Here is a 17,827-nt window from a genome sequence, read left to right as displayed (position 1 = left end):
GAAATTGAAGTATTACCTTTAAGGCAAATATTTAATAAGAAGGATTATTTTATAATTAGTTAAGATTGATAGAGTAACCTCGCCTGCCCAATCCCTTTAACCCAACGTTTCTTAATGGCTTTCGCTTTATTTCTGAGCTTATCAATCGAACCCATCATCGTCGGTTTTCCATGGCAGAGTCTTTGAATCTGGTTAAGCCAGTTGTCCTGTTGAAGATTTAGGCGTCGGAAGATTGAACTAATATGCAGCGGAACCACAGCTTTGTTCGGGTGAACAATGCTTCTGCCAGTCCATTCCACCAAGGCCAGATAATCATTCAGGTTAAACGAATAGAGCGACTCATCAATTGACTTGTTCATAGGAACAAGGGGTTCATTCATCTGAATGGTCGAAGTCCTCAGTTTATCGATTCGTTTTTTAATTGATGTATGGAGTGAGGCTTCAAGTTCTTGAGTTATCCCTGCTCGGATCGGGTTTAAGTCCACATAGGCCATACAGGCAAGAACCGAGGTTTCATCCAGCAGGGGAATGGATTGATAGCGTGATTCCCAGAATCTTCCATTTACACAATCCTCCAGGTTACTTTGCTTGGCCAACGGCTCATTCAATCTCGCCATAAACCAAGAAAGCTTTCCGAGTCGTTTTCGATACTTGGCCAGTTTAGTTCTATCAGTCATGATGGCTTGTTTCTTCAATTCACGAAGCTTTAAGTTCTCCGGTTTATCCAGCCGACCGGGATAAGCTTTTAACCAGCACTCTGCAACTTGTTCGTCAGTTAACTTCTCAGCGCCTTTAGGAGCAACTTTCAACACAAGGTGATAGTGGTTATCCATAATGGCGTATGCGTAAAGTGACACACAGAAAATGTCTGCGAGTTCAAGCATCCGTTTTTCCAACCAGACTTTGCGATGGTCGCAGTTCCGACCTGAAACCGGGTCATCACCACACAGATAAGCACGGCGAACGCAACGGGAGATACAGTGATAGAATCCAACTGACTCACTGTCAACTAAATATTTTCGAGGTATGGCCATTATCTTTCTCATCCTTGAGAAGAAAGTCATTTGTTTATTGTACTTACTCGATGCAATATTCCAATTGTAGAAATCCTGCATAGGTGTAGGAAATCGTTGATTGATCTTGTAGGATATTAGACTTATTCGGAGTGTCCGTAATTTATATTTTGGAGTGTCTGTAATTTATATTTTTTGAAGTGTCTGTAATTTATATTTTCAGCAACTACCTCAGGTGTCGTACGCATATTACCCAGCCTTTGCCAGTAAGATGTATCTACAAATTGTAATAAAAAAATATTGATTCTAGTTTTCACCATCTCCTTTCGATATAGAGTGTATTCAATCTGAGCTGGAACAGATATATTGGATTTACTCTAGGCAGCAGCACGTTTTTAAATGAATCAAAATATTGTTCAGAGAAAAAAACAAAACCGAATACAGTCCATCGACCTATTACGTGGCTTAATCATCGTTATTATGGCGCTCGATCACACTCGTGCATTTTGGGGAAAAACAGCGTTTGAACCGACAGATTTGACCCAGGCTGATGCCAGCTGGTTTTTTACCCGTTGGATTACCCATTTTTGTGCACCGCTATTCGTCTTTTTATCCGGCATAAGTGCATATTTGTACTATCAGAAGTGCCAGTCTAAAACTCAGTTAAGGAACTTTCTTTTAACCAGAGGTCTTTGGATTATATTTCTCGAAATAACCATCATAAATTTTTCCTGGCAGTTTGCATACTACGCGATTTTTGTTCAAGTGCTATGGGTTATCGGCTGGTCAATGATTATTCTGGCATTATTGATTTATTTACCCAGAACATGGATTCTTGGTATTTCCCTGATTGTCATCGGTTTGCACAATGCTATTGACGACAGCTGGATGACCGAATTATTCGGTGAAAATGCGTGGAAACTATTGCATGTTCAAGGGTGGATACCCATCAGTGCACAGAATTTTGGCGTCTTCGTCATGTATCCACTGATCCCCTGGTTTGCAGTAATGTCTCTTGGCTATATTCTCGGCGATCTGTATTTGTTGAATTATCAACGTAGAAAGCAATATCTAGTGTTATTCGGGGCATTTTGTATTCTATTGTTTTCGCTTTTGAGGTTGGTAATTGATTACGGAGATCCTTTCGTCTGGACCTATTCTGTTAAGAATAGCTTTCTAGAACTCTTCAATACTTCTAAATATCCACCTTCTCTTCAGTTTTTATTGATGACCATTGGACCTGGTTTGATAGTATTAGCACTCTTGGAAAAATATCAGTCAAAGTTTGAAGAACATAAGCTCTATCAATGGATATTGACAATAGGCAAGGTGCCAATGTTTTTCTACTTGCTTCACGTACCATTTATTAACTTCAGTGCGCAAATCTATACCTGGCTTAAATTTGACCGGGCTGTTAACTTTAATCTGGTTCCGCCAAATAGCTGGCCGCAAGAATATAGTCCAAATCTTCTAGTTGTATATTTAGTCTGGGTAGCAATTGTTTTCGTGTTGTACTTTCCTTGCAGGAAATACTCACGGTTTAAACAACAGAATAAAAATCCATGGCTTTCCTACATCTAAGATTTTAGTTTTAATGAAAATTTCGCTATTAAGAAAATATCTCGCAGGAAAGCGCAACGACGCGAAATGATGTTTTGATAACGTTTACTAAAAATCTAAGGGCTACTTTTAGACATTCGATTTGACGGTTTTCAAAGTCCATCTAAATTAGAATTAGCGTCAAAATTTGGAAGTGGTAGTCAAAGCTTGCGCAATAAATTTTATTTCGAGCTATCACTCAAATAATTGCCAGTCTCCATTTTGTAAAACCTCAATTTGCTCGGCCTCCAGTTCTTCACCTGAATTAATACGCGCTACAACTTTACTTGAATATTCCGAATAGCCGAGCAAAATGCACCCGATAACTCGTCTATCTCTGATAACCAATTTACGATATTTATCACCTGCTTTTTGCGCAATGATAGTATCACTTTCTAAACCTGAAAACTCACCCATTGATGTCAGTTCGACACCGACTACTTTTAATCCTGTTGCAACCGGCTTATCATGATAACTATAGTCTCCACCTAAAGCGTTGAGAGCTGCAACTCGGCCCTGATCAACCGCAACTGGCCAAAGGCCAGGAAGTTTTCCCCTGTTTTCTCTAAGTTCAGCAATGTCTCCGGCGGCAAATATATGCTTCATACTGGTCCGCAAATGAGCATCGACCAGAATACCCTTATTTGTTTCCAGGTTTTTATCTTGGATAAGTTTGCTATTGGGGACGATTCCCGCCGCGACCAGTAAAAGATTCGCCTTGAGCGTTTCTCCTGTCTTTAACTTAACGGCGTCAATATGTGACTCACCAATAACTTTAGCCACTTCTGCCTGGTAAATTATGGTGACTCCCAAAGCTGCAAGATAGGTATGAAGAATGCCTCCGGCTCTACTATCAAGTTGTCTGCGAAGCAGTGATTCTGAACGCTCTAACACAGTGACTCTAAGGCCTACCTGGGTGAAGGCATAGGCAGCTTCTAATCCAAGTAAACCTCCGCCGGCAATAATAATCCGCTTACATTTATGAGCTTGCACATAGGTACGAATAGCCATTCCATCTTCAGCTGTTCTTAGCACATAGCAGCCACCAATTCCCCAGTTATCAATAGCGGGGATTCTGGCATTGCTGCCGGTGGTTATAATCAGACGGTCATAATTGATACTTTCGCCAGTGGCAAGGTGGACTATTTGTTTAATGGCGTCGATATTTTCAACTTGCGTGTTTAGCCACTGCTGAATGTTGCGTTTTTTATACCACTCATCGGGCATAAGAATCAGGCTTTGCAAAGCCGTCCTGCCATATATGAGCTTGCTAATTGCCATTCGATTGTATAACGGGTATTTCTCGGCACCGATTAGATGTATTTCTATGTCCTTATGGTGTCGCCGGAGGTAGTCTGCAGCTGTCACTCCAGCAATTCCATTGCCGATAATTACTACCGAATGAATCGAGTTATCCTGTTCAAATTCTGCTTCTTCTTCTTCCTGCTCTATACTATTCGGGTCCAGGTTTATTTTTATATTCGCCGCAGCCTTGACGCAACAAGCCATACGAACACCTGTTTTATAGCCGAGTCGTTCCAGCGTTGCTGTTTCTTCTGCGGATTTTTCCTCCAGTCTCTCTTCACCTTCGATAATGGCAACGGGGTCTGCGCCACAGGCGCCCATCCGGCAACCAGAATTAATGGGGTGTCCGTTCGCTTCAAGTAGATCCAGTAGGCTCATTTCTGGTCTGGCTACCATTTCTTCCCCATTGGGTTCCAATATTACACTCGGATTATCTGATTGTTTCGCAGCGTGTTTTTTCAAGTGGCGCATACTGGCAACTTTAGTCTGTGCTGAACTGGCAAAAGTCTGCGATAGAAACAGTTTTTCTTTTTCGATGGTTTTCCAGAACCAGTAAACAGACATTACTGCAACAAAGCCTCTTAGTGTCCATACAGGCCACCAGGCAAAATCAAGTGGTGAAATCAAAGCAATTGTTTTTGCCATAACTTCAGCCGTGTACCAGTAAAAAATATTGATCGAAACTAGCGCGAAAAGGGCGGTATTTTTTTGAGGACTGAATTTGAGCAGTGTTTCAATCATCTGGTAAGTACCAATACCAATCAGACAGTAAAGACCAAATTGTAGATAAAGCTGGTAGACGGGCATTTCTGAAGAATAGGGCATATAGAAATAGGCGAGTAGTAAACCTGGCATCATACCGGCAAAGAATTTACGGTCGCCGGCCAGGACAGGATCGCTATCATAAAGATCTGCCAGATAAGCTACCTGAGGGTTAAAGTCGAAACAGTTCTTGGTACAACCAACACATGGCGAGCAGTGGCTGTTATTAACAATAGCCAAGGGTGTCTGACCGTAAAGTCGCTGTACTGGTAAAAGTGGACAAATACTTCCACACCAACCACTCTTGCCCTTAAAAAGAATCCCTCCGATTAAAGCAAAACCAATAATTCCGAGCAAAGCCATGGCTAGAAGATCGGCATTCTCATTGAGTGCTATTTTGCGTAAAGGAACCGCAATAAAAAGTAACAGTAAACCAACGACATTGGCATAACGTTTTATTTTTGGTGGAATTTCTTTAGCGAAGGTCAGTTTGAATAGCCGCGGTAGTTGATTGGTGGCTGCTAAAGGGCAGAGGTTTCGCCAAAGTCCCGGCATCAACCAGAAAACCAGTGGTAAACTCGGGACTGCAAGTCCCCAGAAAATGGTGAGAGTAATGGCGCTATAGTTGAACAGGCTCCAGATTAAAAAAGCGAAAGTCAAAATCGAAAATAGCCGCAAGATTTGCCAAACCCATCTTGGAATGGTCGGCGTGACTTGCATGAAATTAGCAAATACGGGTTTCGCTGACTCGCTCATCTCGTATCTCCTGACTATTTTTTGCTGGCGGAAAGGAACTTGGTTGTGTCACGTAGACGAATTGAGAGAATTCTGCCCAGATCCATTGCTACCTGCATCGCGAGGTTTGGATGTCTGGCTGACAATACAGTAAAAGCGTCACGGCTAAGACGATAAAGCTCTCCATCAGTAATCGCACGAATTCGCGTTGAGCGTGGTTGTCTATCGAGAAAGGATTGTTCTCCGATAACAGAGCCTTCACTGAAAGTGGTAAGTCTTTCAAATTTACCAGAGCGACCTTTCGCTATGAGTACCTCAAGCTCACCATTGGCAATAAAGGCTAGAGAGTCATCATCGTCACCTTGCTCAATCACTATGTCACCAGAGTGAAAGCGGATCGTCGATGTGAAATCCAGCAATGTTTGCCAGTCATCATCGGTAGCTGTTTCGAGAAAGACAATAGCTCGCGCGTCTTTTTCAGTAACGTCACTGGGATATACAAAAAAGCTGGATGTATCCATGTCAGTTCTCTCCTGAGCCTGGCGTTATGATTGATGGAGAGTCTGATTTCCAGCCAGGCTGAACAGATTTATTATCTTTCAGTGCGATATCAAAAGATTGCACTTTTAAACTCCATTGGCCTTTATTCGATTTTTGAGATAGGCTTAGAGTTAATGTATAGAAATTATACAGTGACTGCAAATAAGAGATAATAAATACAGACGCAGTTCTCTAAAATTAGCTGAACTGGTTCATTCAAACTGGCTTAAAATATTAAGAAGAATAAAGCCCTTTGAACCTGTAAAGGTGGACCCTGATGTCGCAATTGCATGAATCCAATGTAGATTCTATGGCTCATACCGAACCAGGTTCGAGATCTGGTTTGATGTCAGAGACTACTGAGCTTGCTGAAACTTCAATGCCTGCCGTTTTATGGTTAATAGGAGACTTCGATCAATTGTTTGAACGAATCTCCATCGATGAGTTAGAAAAGCGTCTCAGGCTGCATCTAGGCAGCAATGCAGTCACTCTTAAGCGTACTCTGGAACATAAATTGGAAAATGATTGTCTGATTTGTCCTAAAAATCAGTTTTCAATACTGATTAGTAATCTGCGTCATCCCGAAAAACTGGATTTATTTCCCTCTGCATTAACTTTCTATATCAGCTGTAATGATTTGGATCTTAGTAACGATTTAGACACTGCTAACGATATAGAAAGCAGTATAACTTCCCATAGTGAAATGAACCTGCAGCTTAACCCGGAACAGAAGAAGCAAAGAAACGAGCATAGCGTTGCGCCAGACCTGATTATTGGTAATAGTGTCCTGACTCCGGATAACCTGGAAAAAGCTGTGGCAACAGCCTACCAATTACTAAACAATAAATATCGACTGAATCTGCTGGAAAAAAATATTGTTTCAATTGCTGATGAACGAAAGGAACTAGCAAAAATCGGTGTTGCTTTGAGTGCAGAAAGAGATCTGGATAAGCTGCTGACCATGGTTCTTGAAGAAGGAAGAAAATTGGGAAATTGTGAAGCAGCCTCTCTCTATTTGCTTAAAGACGAAAACACTTCAGAGCCCAAGTTACTTTTTAAGCTGACACAAAATAGCCAAATCGACTTCCACTTCACGGAAAAACAGTTTCCACTAACCCACCGTTCGCTGGCAGGATATGTTGCTCTTACCGGAGAAGTACTCAATATTGCTGATGCCTATCAGTTATCCGCGAATAGTCCTTACGAATTTGACAAACGATTTGACGAGTCTACCGGTTATCGTACTCATCAGCTGTTGGTTATTCCTATGCGAAACCATCGAGGAAAAATTATTGGTGTTCTGCAATTCATTAACAACAGAGATGCAGAGGAGAAAGCGCTTTTACATAAAGGCTTTGATCAGGAACGTGAAGACTTATTGCTCAGTCTAGCCAGTCAAGCTGCGGTAGCCATTGATAATAGTCAGCTAATTGAAAATATTCAGGTATTGTTTGAAGGATTTGTTTCAGCTTCAGTCAAAGCGATAGAGTCTCGAGATCCGGTAACTAGTGGACATTCATTCAGAGTCGCTGAACTTACTACTGAACTGGCCAAAGCTCTAGATTCGCATCAGGCAGGTAAATATCGTGACCTATCCTTCGACAGCAGTCAGATAAGAGAAATTCGTTACGCTTCTTTACTGCATGATTTTGGTAAGGTCGGGGTTAAGGAAGATGTATTGCTCAAACCCAATAAACTGCATGCAAGCAGATTAAGCTATCTCGAGCTAAAAATGGAATGGCAAAAACAAATTCTACAGAGGAAGTTTTTTCAAGAAATTGTAACTCGGAAAGATCCGGAGCTGTTAAAGAGCTGGTCTTCCAGCTCTGAGTATGATCAAGTTAAAAAACAGCTCAAACTTTTAGATGAATATAGAAATGTCCTTAAACAGGCGAATAAACCTTCACTGTTAGAAGAAGAAATTGCTGAAGAGCTAGCTCATTTATTCGATTATCGTATGGATGATGCTTATCCGTTTGGAAAGACTCTTTTAAGTCAGGATGATTTCCTTTCCCTGTCGGTAAAAAAAGGAAGTTTAACCAATACCGAGCGCGAAGAAATACAGTCTCACGTTATTCACACCGAAGCTTTTCTGAGTGAAATTCCCTGGACTGATGAGTTGTCTTCCGTTCCGCGGATTGCTGCATCCCATCACGAAAAACTTGATGGTACCGGCTATCCTTTGGGGCTGGATGATCAGAGTATTCCTATCGCCAGCAAAATAATGGCAATCGCGGATATCTATGATGCGCTGACTGCCAGAGATCGACCTTACAAGCGCGCGGTAGCGAACGAGCTTGCGCTGGATATCCTATCTGATGAAGCAAAATCAGGAAAACTCTGTAAGGTGATGGTGAATACTTTCATCGAAGCAAAAATCTATGGAGTAATCGATAAGACAAAATAAGTTGATGATTAAACCCGTCAGTTGTTCATAGTTGATGAAGACTGAATTATTAGCTCAGAAATTAATCAAATAAAGGTTCCGGAAAGCGTGCGACCATTTCAAATAAAAAGAACCAAAGTCTCGAAGCCTATAATTTGGATTGCTACTTTAACTCTGGCATTGCTTATTTACTTTCTTCCTGGCTTGACTCAGCTTGACGAGCTTTACAATGACTACTGGCGACATTGGATCGCAAAGCAAAGCCAGGCTAGCGAAGATATTCTGGTGGTAGATATAGACGATAAAAGTCTTACCGATCTTGAGTCTCAAATCGGACGTTGGCCATGGCCAAGAAGCACACATAGCTATTTGTTAGAAGGTTTGTATGAAGCTCCAGCCAGAGCAATTATATTTGATATATTATTTGTCGAAAGAGACCTGCTAAGGCCACATGATGATCAGTTTTTCAATGAAAGTGTGGCTAATCGGACTAATGTTTTTTTTGCTTCAACGTTACTTGAAAATAGCGCGCCGGTTGAGTCGGTTGATATATCTTTTTTGCCCGCATCATTATTTGTTGATGAAAAAGTAATTGATAGTTATGGTAGTGAAAATAAAGGATTTGATGCGGACAAAAACTTCAAAATAAAAATCGCTCTGCCATGGGTTTTATCACCTGATTCATGGAATACCGGTTTGATCAACCGGCTAACTGATTCAGACGGCTCTACTCGAAAGTACCCTGTATATTCTACAGTTAATAGCTTGAAGCTCCATTCACTGCCCAGCAGAGTTGTCAAATCTGTCGAGCCGGAGCTGTTGAAAAATATACCAGCAGTAATCAACCTGAAATTTAAAGGAACGGAAAGTTCTTCCTATGATGTTATTTCTTATTCGGATGCAAAATATCTTCTTGAAAGGCGACAGCAACTTGAATTGTTCAAAAATAAAATAATCATTATTGGTGCCACTGCTGCAGGATTACATGATTTAACGGTCACTCCTGTTTCCAATACACATCCAGGGACTTTTATATTGGCTACCGCTCTGGACAACTTATTGAATTCAGAGTTTCTAAAAAAAACATCGCTTATTTGGGGGCTGGCTGTTGCGTTACTTCTAGTTAGCTTTTTGATTCTTATCATCACGCGAGTAACAGAATATAGAGATCAGATGATTTATTCATTTAGTGGATTAGTTTTGATCGCAGGTTTGCTTTATCTGACTAGCCTGCTATTGGCTAAAAAAGACTATCTTTTTCCGTCGGTTTCCATTTTCTCGGCTGTGGTCGGTTGCCTTGCTGTATTACTTTTTTATTCCGGATTGAGAGAGTATCTGAATAAACGATTTGCGGAAAAAACCTTTTCTCGCTTTATGGATCCTATCGTTGTAAAACGACTGGTACAGGATGAAGGCTGGCAAGAACTGGTTGCCAATAAATCTAGTCAGATATCGGTTCTATTTTCGGATATACGGGGCTTCACCAGTTTGTCAGAGAAACGAACTGCGGAGGAAATTATGGCTATCTTAAACAATTATTTTGATAGCCAGGTAGAAGCTATATTTAATCATAAAGGTACTCTGGACAAGTTTATCGGAGATGCAATTATGGCATTTTGGGGGGCTCCGATAGAAGATGAAAACCATGCAGAAAATGCGATTAACGCCGCTTTGGATATGGTGGACAACTTGATTCAGTTCAGACAGACCTTACCTGTCGAATTGCAAACATTTGATGTCGGGATCGGCGTAAATAGTGGTCAGGCAGTGGTCGGCATGTTGGGTTCCGCCAGACGTTTTGACTATACTGCTATAGGCGATACCGTCAATTTAGCCAGCCGAATAGAAGGAAAGACCAAAGGAATTGCAAGGGTTTTGGTCTCTGAGTCAACAAAAGCGCTATGTGAAGATCGCTTTAACTTTGAATATAAAGGTCAGTTTGCAGTAAAAGGCCGTGAAGAAGAAGTTAAGTTATATGAACCAACCAGGAGGGAACAAAAATGATTATTCGTCAAAAACAGACTCTAGAGAGAAAGAGACGAAAAATAGCCAGTTTAGTTGCTTTTTCTGTTCTTTTCTTTACCTCTTTAATGCTGCAGGCTGCGCCAGCAATTCTGGTGCTAGATACAAAGGTCAAATCTTCTCCCGACTTTAATGCAAATGATGTAACAACATTGAAAAAAGATTCAGTCGTTGAAATTATTAAGCGGGAGCGAGGATGGTATCAGATAAATGCTTCCGAAAAAGTTAACGGCTGGGTTACGCTCCTACAAGTGAGGTTCGCACCAGTGGAGCAAGCTGCCTCGGGGTCTACATTATCAAAGCTGGTTAACTTGAGAAAAGGACATTCAAGTGTAACTGCGACGACAGGGGTAAGAGGGATTGGAGAGCAAGATTTAAAACACTCCAAAGGAAACTTTGATGCTCTCGAGGCCGCTTCTAACTACTATATTTCTCCGGCCAAAGCCACCAATTTTGCAAAGAAAGCAAAGCTGGCTTCTACTGCAATTGCTTATAAGGAGGAAGGAAATGACTAAGTTAAAATTAGTGGCTTTGGTTTGTTCGATTCCGTTATTGCTGTTACTAGGATGCGGCTTGAAAGTAGGGAATCTGGATATTGGTAAACTTGCTCAAGCCGGGAAAGGCGTTGTCACGGGAAATAAGTTATCGCAAGAGGAGCAATATATCATTGGAAGAAAAATGACGGCGATTGTTGTTGGTAGTAGTCAACTACATAAGAGTGCGAAATTACAGCGATATGTTAATTCGGTTGGACAATGGATTGCCTCTCATGCTGTGCCGTTGCAATCAGGGAAAGCTCCCAGTCGTTGGCAGTTTATTGTAATCGATACACCTGATTTCAATGCTTTTGCAATGCCTGGTGGATTTATCGTTGTATCCTCGGGAGCTATTGATCGCTTATCAAGTGAAGCTGAACTGGCTGCAGTACTTGCTCATGAGATCATTCATGTTGAGCAACAGCATCAGGTTAAAGCGATTGAAAAAAGTAAAACCTTATCAAATGTCGGCGATTTGGCGTTTATCGCAGCAGACTATCATCAGACACAAAAAGGAGGATACAGTCAGGATTCATTTAAGAATAGACAGATAGCCACTGAACTATTTAATGTCACTCAAAATCTTTATACCAAAGGTATCAGTCGTGAAGATGAGCTTGACGCCGATGAAAAAGCGGTTGTGTTAATGACTCGTGCAGGATACGATCCTTACGCATATCTTTCTGTGATGCAAATTCTTGAAAGTACTGATGATAGTCGAAAAGCTCTTTTACTGGCGACTCATCCTAAGGCCAGCGAAAGAATTCATACCGCTTTTCGTGCCGTTAGTTACGTAGAAAAATATGCTAACAAGACTAAAACTTTAGAGTCTCGTTTTTTGAGTAATGTTCAATTGCGATGACTAATTAAGGTGACATATAAAAACAAAAATCTGATTAACCTTTAACAAAATGTTATCAATAAACGCTAAGGAGAGAAAATGAAAAGCTTTATTCAGAAGCTAGTGTTGATATTTGTGATTACCGGATCAGGAATTGCGATTGCTGGCAGTGATAATCAGCGAAAATCACCTGATAATGCTGAAGTCTATATTATTGCTCCAGAGGATGGCGCAACCGTAGGTAAAACCTTTACCGTTAAATTTGGACTAAAAGGTATGGGGGTTGCACCAGCGGGTGTCGATAAACCCGATACTGGTCATCATCATTTGTTAATCGATGGTAAATCGCTACCTGAAGCAGGTGTACCAATGGGGGATATTGTTAAACATTTCGGTAAAGGACAAACAGAAACAGAGTTGACCCTACCTGAAGGACAGCACACATTACAGCTGATTCTTGGAGATATGAATCATATTCCGCATTACCCGATGGTTGTATCAAAGAAAATAACAATTACGGTTGAATAAAAAAGAGAGGGTAAAACCCTCTCTTTGTCTCCCTGCGTAGCTCCTCTTTTTGACCTTTTTATACTTCGTATATTGCTTTGACTTCGCCATTCCAACGATTGTGCTTTACGCGGAATTCTCGGTAACCTCTTTCTGGTGAGCGAAATACTAATGTATATTTAAATGATCGGTGACCGCTTGAAATGTTTTCAGCTTCAACCAAACGCGCGTGTCCTAAACCGTAAGTGTACTGAACCTGCTCGATAGCGCGGTACACATCAGAGAGGTCAATGTCATAATGTCGAAATGCTTTTAGCGCACCATAGCGATTATCGTAGCGACTGATTTTTCGACAGCTCCCGCCACCAAGCTCGATAAAGTACTGTTGCTCCTGGCTGAACTTGCCTCTTAGTTTATGGCCCCAAGAATCGCGGCAATTAAACAGTGTCATGTGTTCGGCATATGTAGGCTGGCGCCAGTTGGATTCGTGATGACGATAAACTTTGGCTTGTTCTTTCTGGCTTTTTACTTGAATTTGAGGTTTCTTGGAAACCTCTGTTTTAGAGCTACTTTTTGCTTCTACTTGAGTGGTTAAGGCGAAAGTTAAAAGTATACTGATGCTAATCAAGTTTTTCATGGTAAGCCACCTCTTTATTGTTTGCTTGATTAACAGCTTAGAAGAGGGCAGATGAATTGAATATGAATCTCAGCTTAGTGGTATTTTTACCAAATATGGAAAAGCTATTAATTAATCACTTCTCGCCAATAGATCACTCTGTCACTACCACGGAAGTAACCAAAGCTGAGTCGAGCTGAGGGAAGAGATAGAGAATTACTGGAATCCCAGTTGAACTGAAGCCATGGTAGACTTGTCAGGTTCATTTCCACATTGACGCTACCGTAATTGTTTTCGCCTGGCGCACTAAACCAGACGCCATTTCCGATTATGGAAATTCCTGAGTTAATTAGCTGATTACTCCCGGGAGCGATGATTGAGGTTTCTCCTGCAGACAAGTTTTCGGTATAGCTACCTGATTGAAAACCAAACTGGCTACTTACGTATGTCGTACAGCTATCTGCATTATTTTGTTGCCAGTTGGTTCCATTGAAGTATTCGCTGAGAATTCGCATTTCTAATGGCGAAAGCTCCGGACCGTATGCATCTAAAATTCTCACTCGACCATGTCTGACTTCGAACTCACTTGTAATGGTATTACCGATTGCCGAGCCGTCATCCGCGGAAACATCAATCCTTAAATCAAACGGAGCGGAAAGTGTATTGTGTTGATAATTTGTCCCGGTATAGGTAAAGCTGCTAACACCCTGTGAAAAGCTCAGGTTTGGACCCGTGACAGAAGTGAACTGACCGGTTGCCGGAGCACCTGAAGATACGTTGTATGCCGATAGTGAAAGATCGTTTAATTTGGCAAAGTCTCCATGATAGTTAAGAGTAACATTATCGAACAGATTGACCGCAGAGACACTGCCGTCAAAGTCGAAAGATTGTCCGCTTCTGGTTAGTGCTGCATTGATACCATCATCAAATCCCATGTAGGTAAAAGTGTCACATTGAAGAGGAACATTGATCGGTACTGGAGAAAAAATGAATCTTGCCGGGTAAAACAGTCCGATATCAGGCCTTTGACCCAGTACACTTTGACCACCTCCCATAAAATCACTGGTAACAGCATTTATCTGAAGACGGCCGACTTCATCCCAGTATTGATTTATTGTTGCAGATCCCTGTTGGGCGCTGCCGACAGCACCAAACTCAGTAAATAATATTGTTTGATCTAATAGTGTCCCATTAGATTCCGTAACCTGAAGGGCAAGCGGGGTTAAGTTGAGCTGGCCATTAATTGCTGAAATGTTTGGGGTAACACCATTGTCGCTGAGATCTGCACCGCTATCTGGCACTCCGTCTAAATCGGTATCATCGCCAGACTGCCAGAGTGTGCTGAAAACTGTCATACTAAACAGATCTCCTGCGACCCGATAATTCGGACTCGAAGCATCAATGGCAATCGGCTCGCCGTCTACCGCAAGGTGATAGCCAAAAGGACGGACGATAAAAGGTGGAAGGCTACCGATAATTTCGTCAAGATTACCGGTTGGAGGCTCTCCCAGATCAACATCATCTTTCGCACTGAGCGCAATTTCTCCGACATCGTCATATTGCATCTGAATTGTGGCAACTCCATTGTTAAAGGTTATTGCCTGAGCTAGCGAAGCTGACTCATTTGTCGCTATTGGATTACCATTAATTTGAGCGTTTGTTGGACTTGTCAGCGGATCGGTATAACTAGACCAAAAGCTTACTGTCTTGCTGCCGGTATATTCCTCAATTACACCGCATTCAGCATCACCCGGAGTTTGTCCTGCTGCGGTGAGAGACAGAGTAAATGGTCGTCCTGCCACCTGAGTTCCCGGAGGGGTTGGCGTTACCAGAAATCCGAAAGGCCGAAATGTAATATCACCCTCGGTTTCATCATCGGTAACTGCTCCGTCCAGGATATTGATGTTAGTGGTTTCAGCTACTGTATTTTGAAGATAAAGAACAATACTGCCGCCATCGTTGACGTCAAATTGATACGTAGCTGCGCCGTCGTTATCCGATGCTACATCGGTTAGAGTTCCTAGCGCCAGATCACTACTGGTATTGTTTTCGTCCACAGTAAACCAGTTCCCGTGATTGGTAATTAAGCTAAGGTTAATGGTTCCGGTATAGTCTGTAACCAAATTGCCTGTGGCATCCTCTGCACGTATGGTTATGGCTTCTCGTAAGCAGTTGATACCCGCATTGTCATGAATCAGGCGAAAATGATCCGGACCACAAAGTCGAGTGATGGCAATGCTAACATTATCGATTTCAATATATTCGTTTGACTGTCGATAGCCCTGATTAATTCTGAATCTTACTCTAAAGTTAGTACTTGCATACGCTGTAACATCATAAGTGTATGTATTGTTAATATCGTTGCTGAAAAACTGTAAGCTAGTCCAGCTAAGACCGCCATCAGTTGATATCGAAATATCGAAGCGATCCCCGTTCTCAAGAGTTCCCGAAGTGCTCAAATCGACACTTAGTGTGGCTGTCAACGCTCCAAGAATATCGACCTCCCTTTCTATTGCGGGGTCGCCATTAAATCCGGAACTATTCGTCAGGCGAAGCGCTCCTCCGCTTATCTGGATTTTTCCTGATGTTGGTGAGCCGTCATCGTCACTTTCTGTCCAGCTAGTGCTCCATTCCGCAGAGCCGTCATTATTGCTATATGAAGAATTATTAAAAGCATCGGTCGAATCGTCACTACAGTTGTTGTCCACTGGACATACTCTGCTTGTACCATCCCAGTTATTACCGGCAATCTGATTGTCATAGATTTGGGAGATTGCACTGATACTGAGAATACTATCAAAAACAATGAGCTCATCAGTTAGTCCTTGCCAATCTTGTGCGGCATCGAAATCACCGCCAACAATATCCTGATCCTGTCCCAGAATAAGTCCGCCGCTAGCAATGTCCAGAAGGTTGTTTCCGTTATCATGAGTACGACAGCCCTGCAAAGTCTTGTCTATGTAGAGGCAAGTCGTGCTCTCCGACTGGTCTCTGGTCCAGACCAGATGGTGCCAGTTTCCATCAGTAAATCCGGATGTTAAAGGAAGTTGAGTATTGATATTAAAGGTTGCTTCTCTTAAAGTTGGCCAAAAAATGCTATCTGAATTAAAGTACATGGTCGCTTCATTGTGTTGAATATCCGACTGTGCAGCAGATAGCAGAGTTTGACTCCCGGTGTGCGTTGTCGAAACCCAGGCGGAAATTGAAAAGTCGCCCAATCCATTCATCCCACCGTTGTTCAGGCTAATGTAGTCGTTTATCCCATCTGCGCTAAAATCGGCGGCATTGCAAATAAGGCCTGAAACCGGAGTGGTGGAAAATGCGATACCATGATTGCTGCCAATATTGTCAAGTACTTCGCCGCTTGTGCCATTCCAGCTGGTTTCATCCAGACGCCACTCTGCATGAGCATTCGTTGGCATCGCGGCCTCGGTTACAATAACATCATCAATATGCCAGTAATCCCAGTCAAAGCCGCTTCCCTGAAGGAAACGGAAGCGGAGTTGAAGGTTTGAGTAAAGCCCTGAAACCGGAATTGCGTAGGTTGGATTATAGATTTCGCCCGGTGTTCCACTTCCGTAGAAAGTATCGATAAGGGTCCAGCTACCGGACTGATCCAGATATTCAAAAACCAGATCTTCACCTGAATCCGGATTTTCGCTGAATGAATCGTCACCGCGTCTTATCCATACTTGTATTTCTGCTAATGGAACTGCTGCATTAAAAGCGCTGCTGGTTAAGGTAACAGTATCCCAACGGAGCCTGACAGAGTTGCTGCCGCTATTGGCTGTTTCAGTGCCAATACTTGCATCGCCGGTGGAAACGCTAACACTCCATTGGGAAAGGCCTGACTCAAAATCGTCTTCAAAAAGTATGTCTCCTGGCGCTGCAGATGCCCATCTAAATGACAACATGGCGATAATAACCAGTATTAGATAGGTTGAAATACGAAGCATTCTTTTCCCAAAATATGAAATTTCTTTAGTGTATTGATAAAAATATAGTCAAAACAACAAGTTATTTCTATATTATTGTTATTTGGAATGGATATAAGTCGTCCCCCAAGTATTAATACACTAAGTGCCCGGGGGAGTTATTCAGAGTGCTTGGAAAACTTACGATAGAGCCTGTTTAGCTTCTTCCAGTTCTTCCGCAAGCTGGTCGACATGATGAACATCGACTTCATGAGAAAGCCCCAGCTTTTTAAAGGCAGGTACCGAAGAAGTATCCAGGTCAGCATAGGGATTATTATCTTCAGGATATGACTGTAATTTGGCTACGGTTACCACATCAACATAATCTGCTTCAGGGTGTTCATCGCGGGTAAAGTCGGTACAACCAAGAGGAACTGCTCTGAGTTCTTCCGGGAAATCCCAGGCTTTAAGAATTGCCCTGCCGACTTTTCCATGAAGCCGATTAATGATCTTATCCAACACCGCTTCATGTTCCAAAATTGCAGGGTTTTCCTCTGCTAAAGTGAGAATAGGCAGGATTCCTATTTCATGAACTAAACCTGCAAGGGTTGCCTGGTCCGGCTTAAGTCGAGTGAAGTTACTGGCCAAGACATGACAAATAGAAGCAACTTCAACAGAATGCTCCCACGATGCTCTTAGTCGTTGGTCCACTGCATCATGTGTAGCTTGAAACATTTGCTCCATTGCCAAACCGGTTGCAAGGTTTCTAACGAAGGTAATACCCATTCTGGTTATTGCGAGTTGCAGGTTGTCAACGATTACCGCACCGCGCATGAGTGGGCTATTGGCTACTTTAATAATTCGAGCTGCTAAAGCTGCGTCCTGGCCGATAACTTCTGCCAGTGCATTCGAAGTTACCTCCGGATCTTCAACCGCTTCTCTGATTTTCAGAGCGACTTCTGGAAGAGTTGGCAAAGTCAGACGGTCATTGGTAATGGCGTCGATTAGTTCTGCGAGGAATTCTTTTTCTAAGCTCATTATCTTCTTTATT

General features: G+C 42.2%; 12 protein-coding genes. 6 read left to right on the top strand and 6 right to left on the bottom strand.

Going from position 1 to position 17,827, the window contains the following annotated elements:
* Positions 1-59: 59 nt before the first annotated feature.
* Complete coding sequence (locus IYN84_RS19200; RefSeq protein WP_196140887.1) at positions 60-1,034, bottom strand: transposase; 975 nt, start codon at positions 1,032-1,034, stop codon at positions 60-62.
* A gap of 378 nt (positions 1,035-1,412) precedes the next feature.
* Here IYN84_RS19200 and IYN84_RS19195 point away from each other — a divergent pair, with 378 nt between their 5' ends.
* On the top strand, positions 1,413-2,594 hold the full coding sequence (locus IYN84_RS19195) for a DUF1624 domain-containing protein (protein ID WP_196140886.1): 1,182 nt from the start codon (positions 1,413-1,415) through the stop codon (positions 2,592-2,594).
* 213 nt (positions 2,595-2,807) lie between these two features.
* On the opposite strand, the gene IYN84_RS19190 is transcribed toward IYN84_RS19195, so the two are convergent.
* The gene (locus IYN84_RS19190; protein ID WP_196140885.1) at positions 2,808-5,435 is read right to left on the bottom strand and encodes an FAD-dependent oxidoreductase; all 2,628 of its coding nucleotides are present in this window, start codon (positions 5,433-5,435) and stop codon (positions 2,808-2,810) included.
* Positions 5,436-5,449: 14 nt separating this feature from the next.
* The gene (locus IYN84_RS19185; protein ID WP_196140884.1) at positions 5,450-5,935 is read right to left on the bottom strand and encodes a cyclic nucleotide-binding domain-containing protein; all 486 of its coding nucleotides are present in this window, start codon (positions 5,933-5,935) and stop codon (positions 5,450-5,452) included.
* Positions 5,936-6,231: 296 nt separating this feature from the next.
* Between IYN84_RS19185 and IYN84_RS19180 the strand changes: the two genes are divergently transcribed.
* From IYN84_RS19180 to IYN84_RS19160, 5 genes are all read left to right on the top strand, one after another.
* The gene (locus tag IYN84_RS19180; protein WP_196140883.1) at positions 6,232-8,361 is read left to right on the top strand and encodes an HD-GYP domain-containing protein; all 2,130 of its coding nucleotides are present in this window, start codon (positions 6,232-6,234) and stop codon (positions 8,359-8,361) included.
* A gap of 87 nt (positions 8,362-8,448) precedes the next feature.
* Positions 8,449-10,344: an adenylate/guanylate cyclase domain-containing protein gene (locus tag IYN84_RS19175; protein ID WP_196140882.1), complete on the top strand. Its 1,896-nt coding sequence runs from the start codon at positions 8,449-8,451 to the stop codon at positions 10,342-10,344.
* Positions 10,341-10,877: an SH3 domain-containing protein gene (locus tag IYN84_RS19170; protein ID WP_196140881.1), complete on the top strand. Its 537-nt coding sequence runs from the start codon at positions 10,341-10,343 to the stop codon at positions 10,875-10,877. The genes IYN84_RS19175 and IYN84_RS19170 overlap by 4 nt, the downstream gene beginning before the upstream one ends.
* Positions 10,870-11,760, top strand: a complete 891-nt coding sequence (locus IYN84_RS19165; protein ID WP_196140880.1) for a M48 family metallopeptidase — start codon at positions 10,870-10,872, stop codon at positions 11,758-11,760. The genes IYN84_RS19170 and IYN84_RS19165 overlap by 8 nt, the downstream gene beginning before the upstream one ends.
* 78 nt (positions 11,761-11,838) lie before the next feature.
* Entirely contained in the window at positions 11,839-12,267 is a 429-nt protein-coding gene (locus IYN84_RS19160) for a DUF4399 domain-containing protein (RefSeq protein ID WP_196140879.1), read from the top strand.
* 58 nt (positions 12,268-12,325) lie between these two features.
* Here IYN84_RS19160 and IYN84_RS19155 read toward each other — a convergent pair whose 3' ends face one another.
* The 3 genes from IYN84_RS19155 to IYN84_RS19145 form a co-directional block, all read right to left on the bottom strand.
* On the bottom strand, positions 12,326-12,883 hold the full coding sequence (locus tag IYN84_RS19155) for a hypothetical protein (RefSeq protein WP_196140878.1): 558 nt from the start codon (positions 12,881-12,883) through the stop codon (positions 12,326-12,328).
* Positions 12,884-12,990: 107 nt separating this feature from the next.
* Positions 12,991-16,818 carry a DUF6701 domain-containing protein gene (locus IYN84_RS19150; RefSeq protein ID WP_196140877.1) on the bottom strand — a complete coding sequence of 1,276 codons (3,828 nt, stop codon included), beginning with the start codon at positions 16,816-16,818 and terminating at the stop codon, positions 12,991-12,993.
* 159 nt (positions 16,819-16,977) lie between these two features.
* Positions 16,978-17,814 (bottom strand): HDOD domain-containing protein, encoded by an 837-nt coding sequence (locus tag IYN84_RS19145; RefSeq protein WP_196140876.1) that lies wholly within the window; start codon positions 17,812-17,814, stop codon positions 16,978-16,980.
* Positions 17,815-17,827: the final 13 nt, after the last annotated feature.

It is taken from the genome of Aliikangiella sp. G2MR2-5 (assembly GCF_015687155.1).
Taxonomy (GTDB): Bacteria; Pseudomonadota; Gammaproteobacteria; order Enterobacterales; family Kangiellaceae; genus Aliikangiella.
Note: the sequence above shows the minus strand (reverse complement) of the source record. Positions and strands in the feature narration are given on the sequence as shown.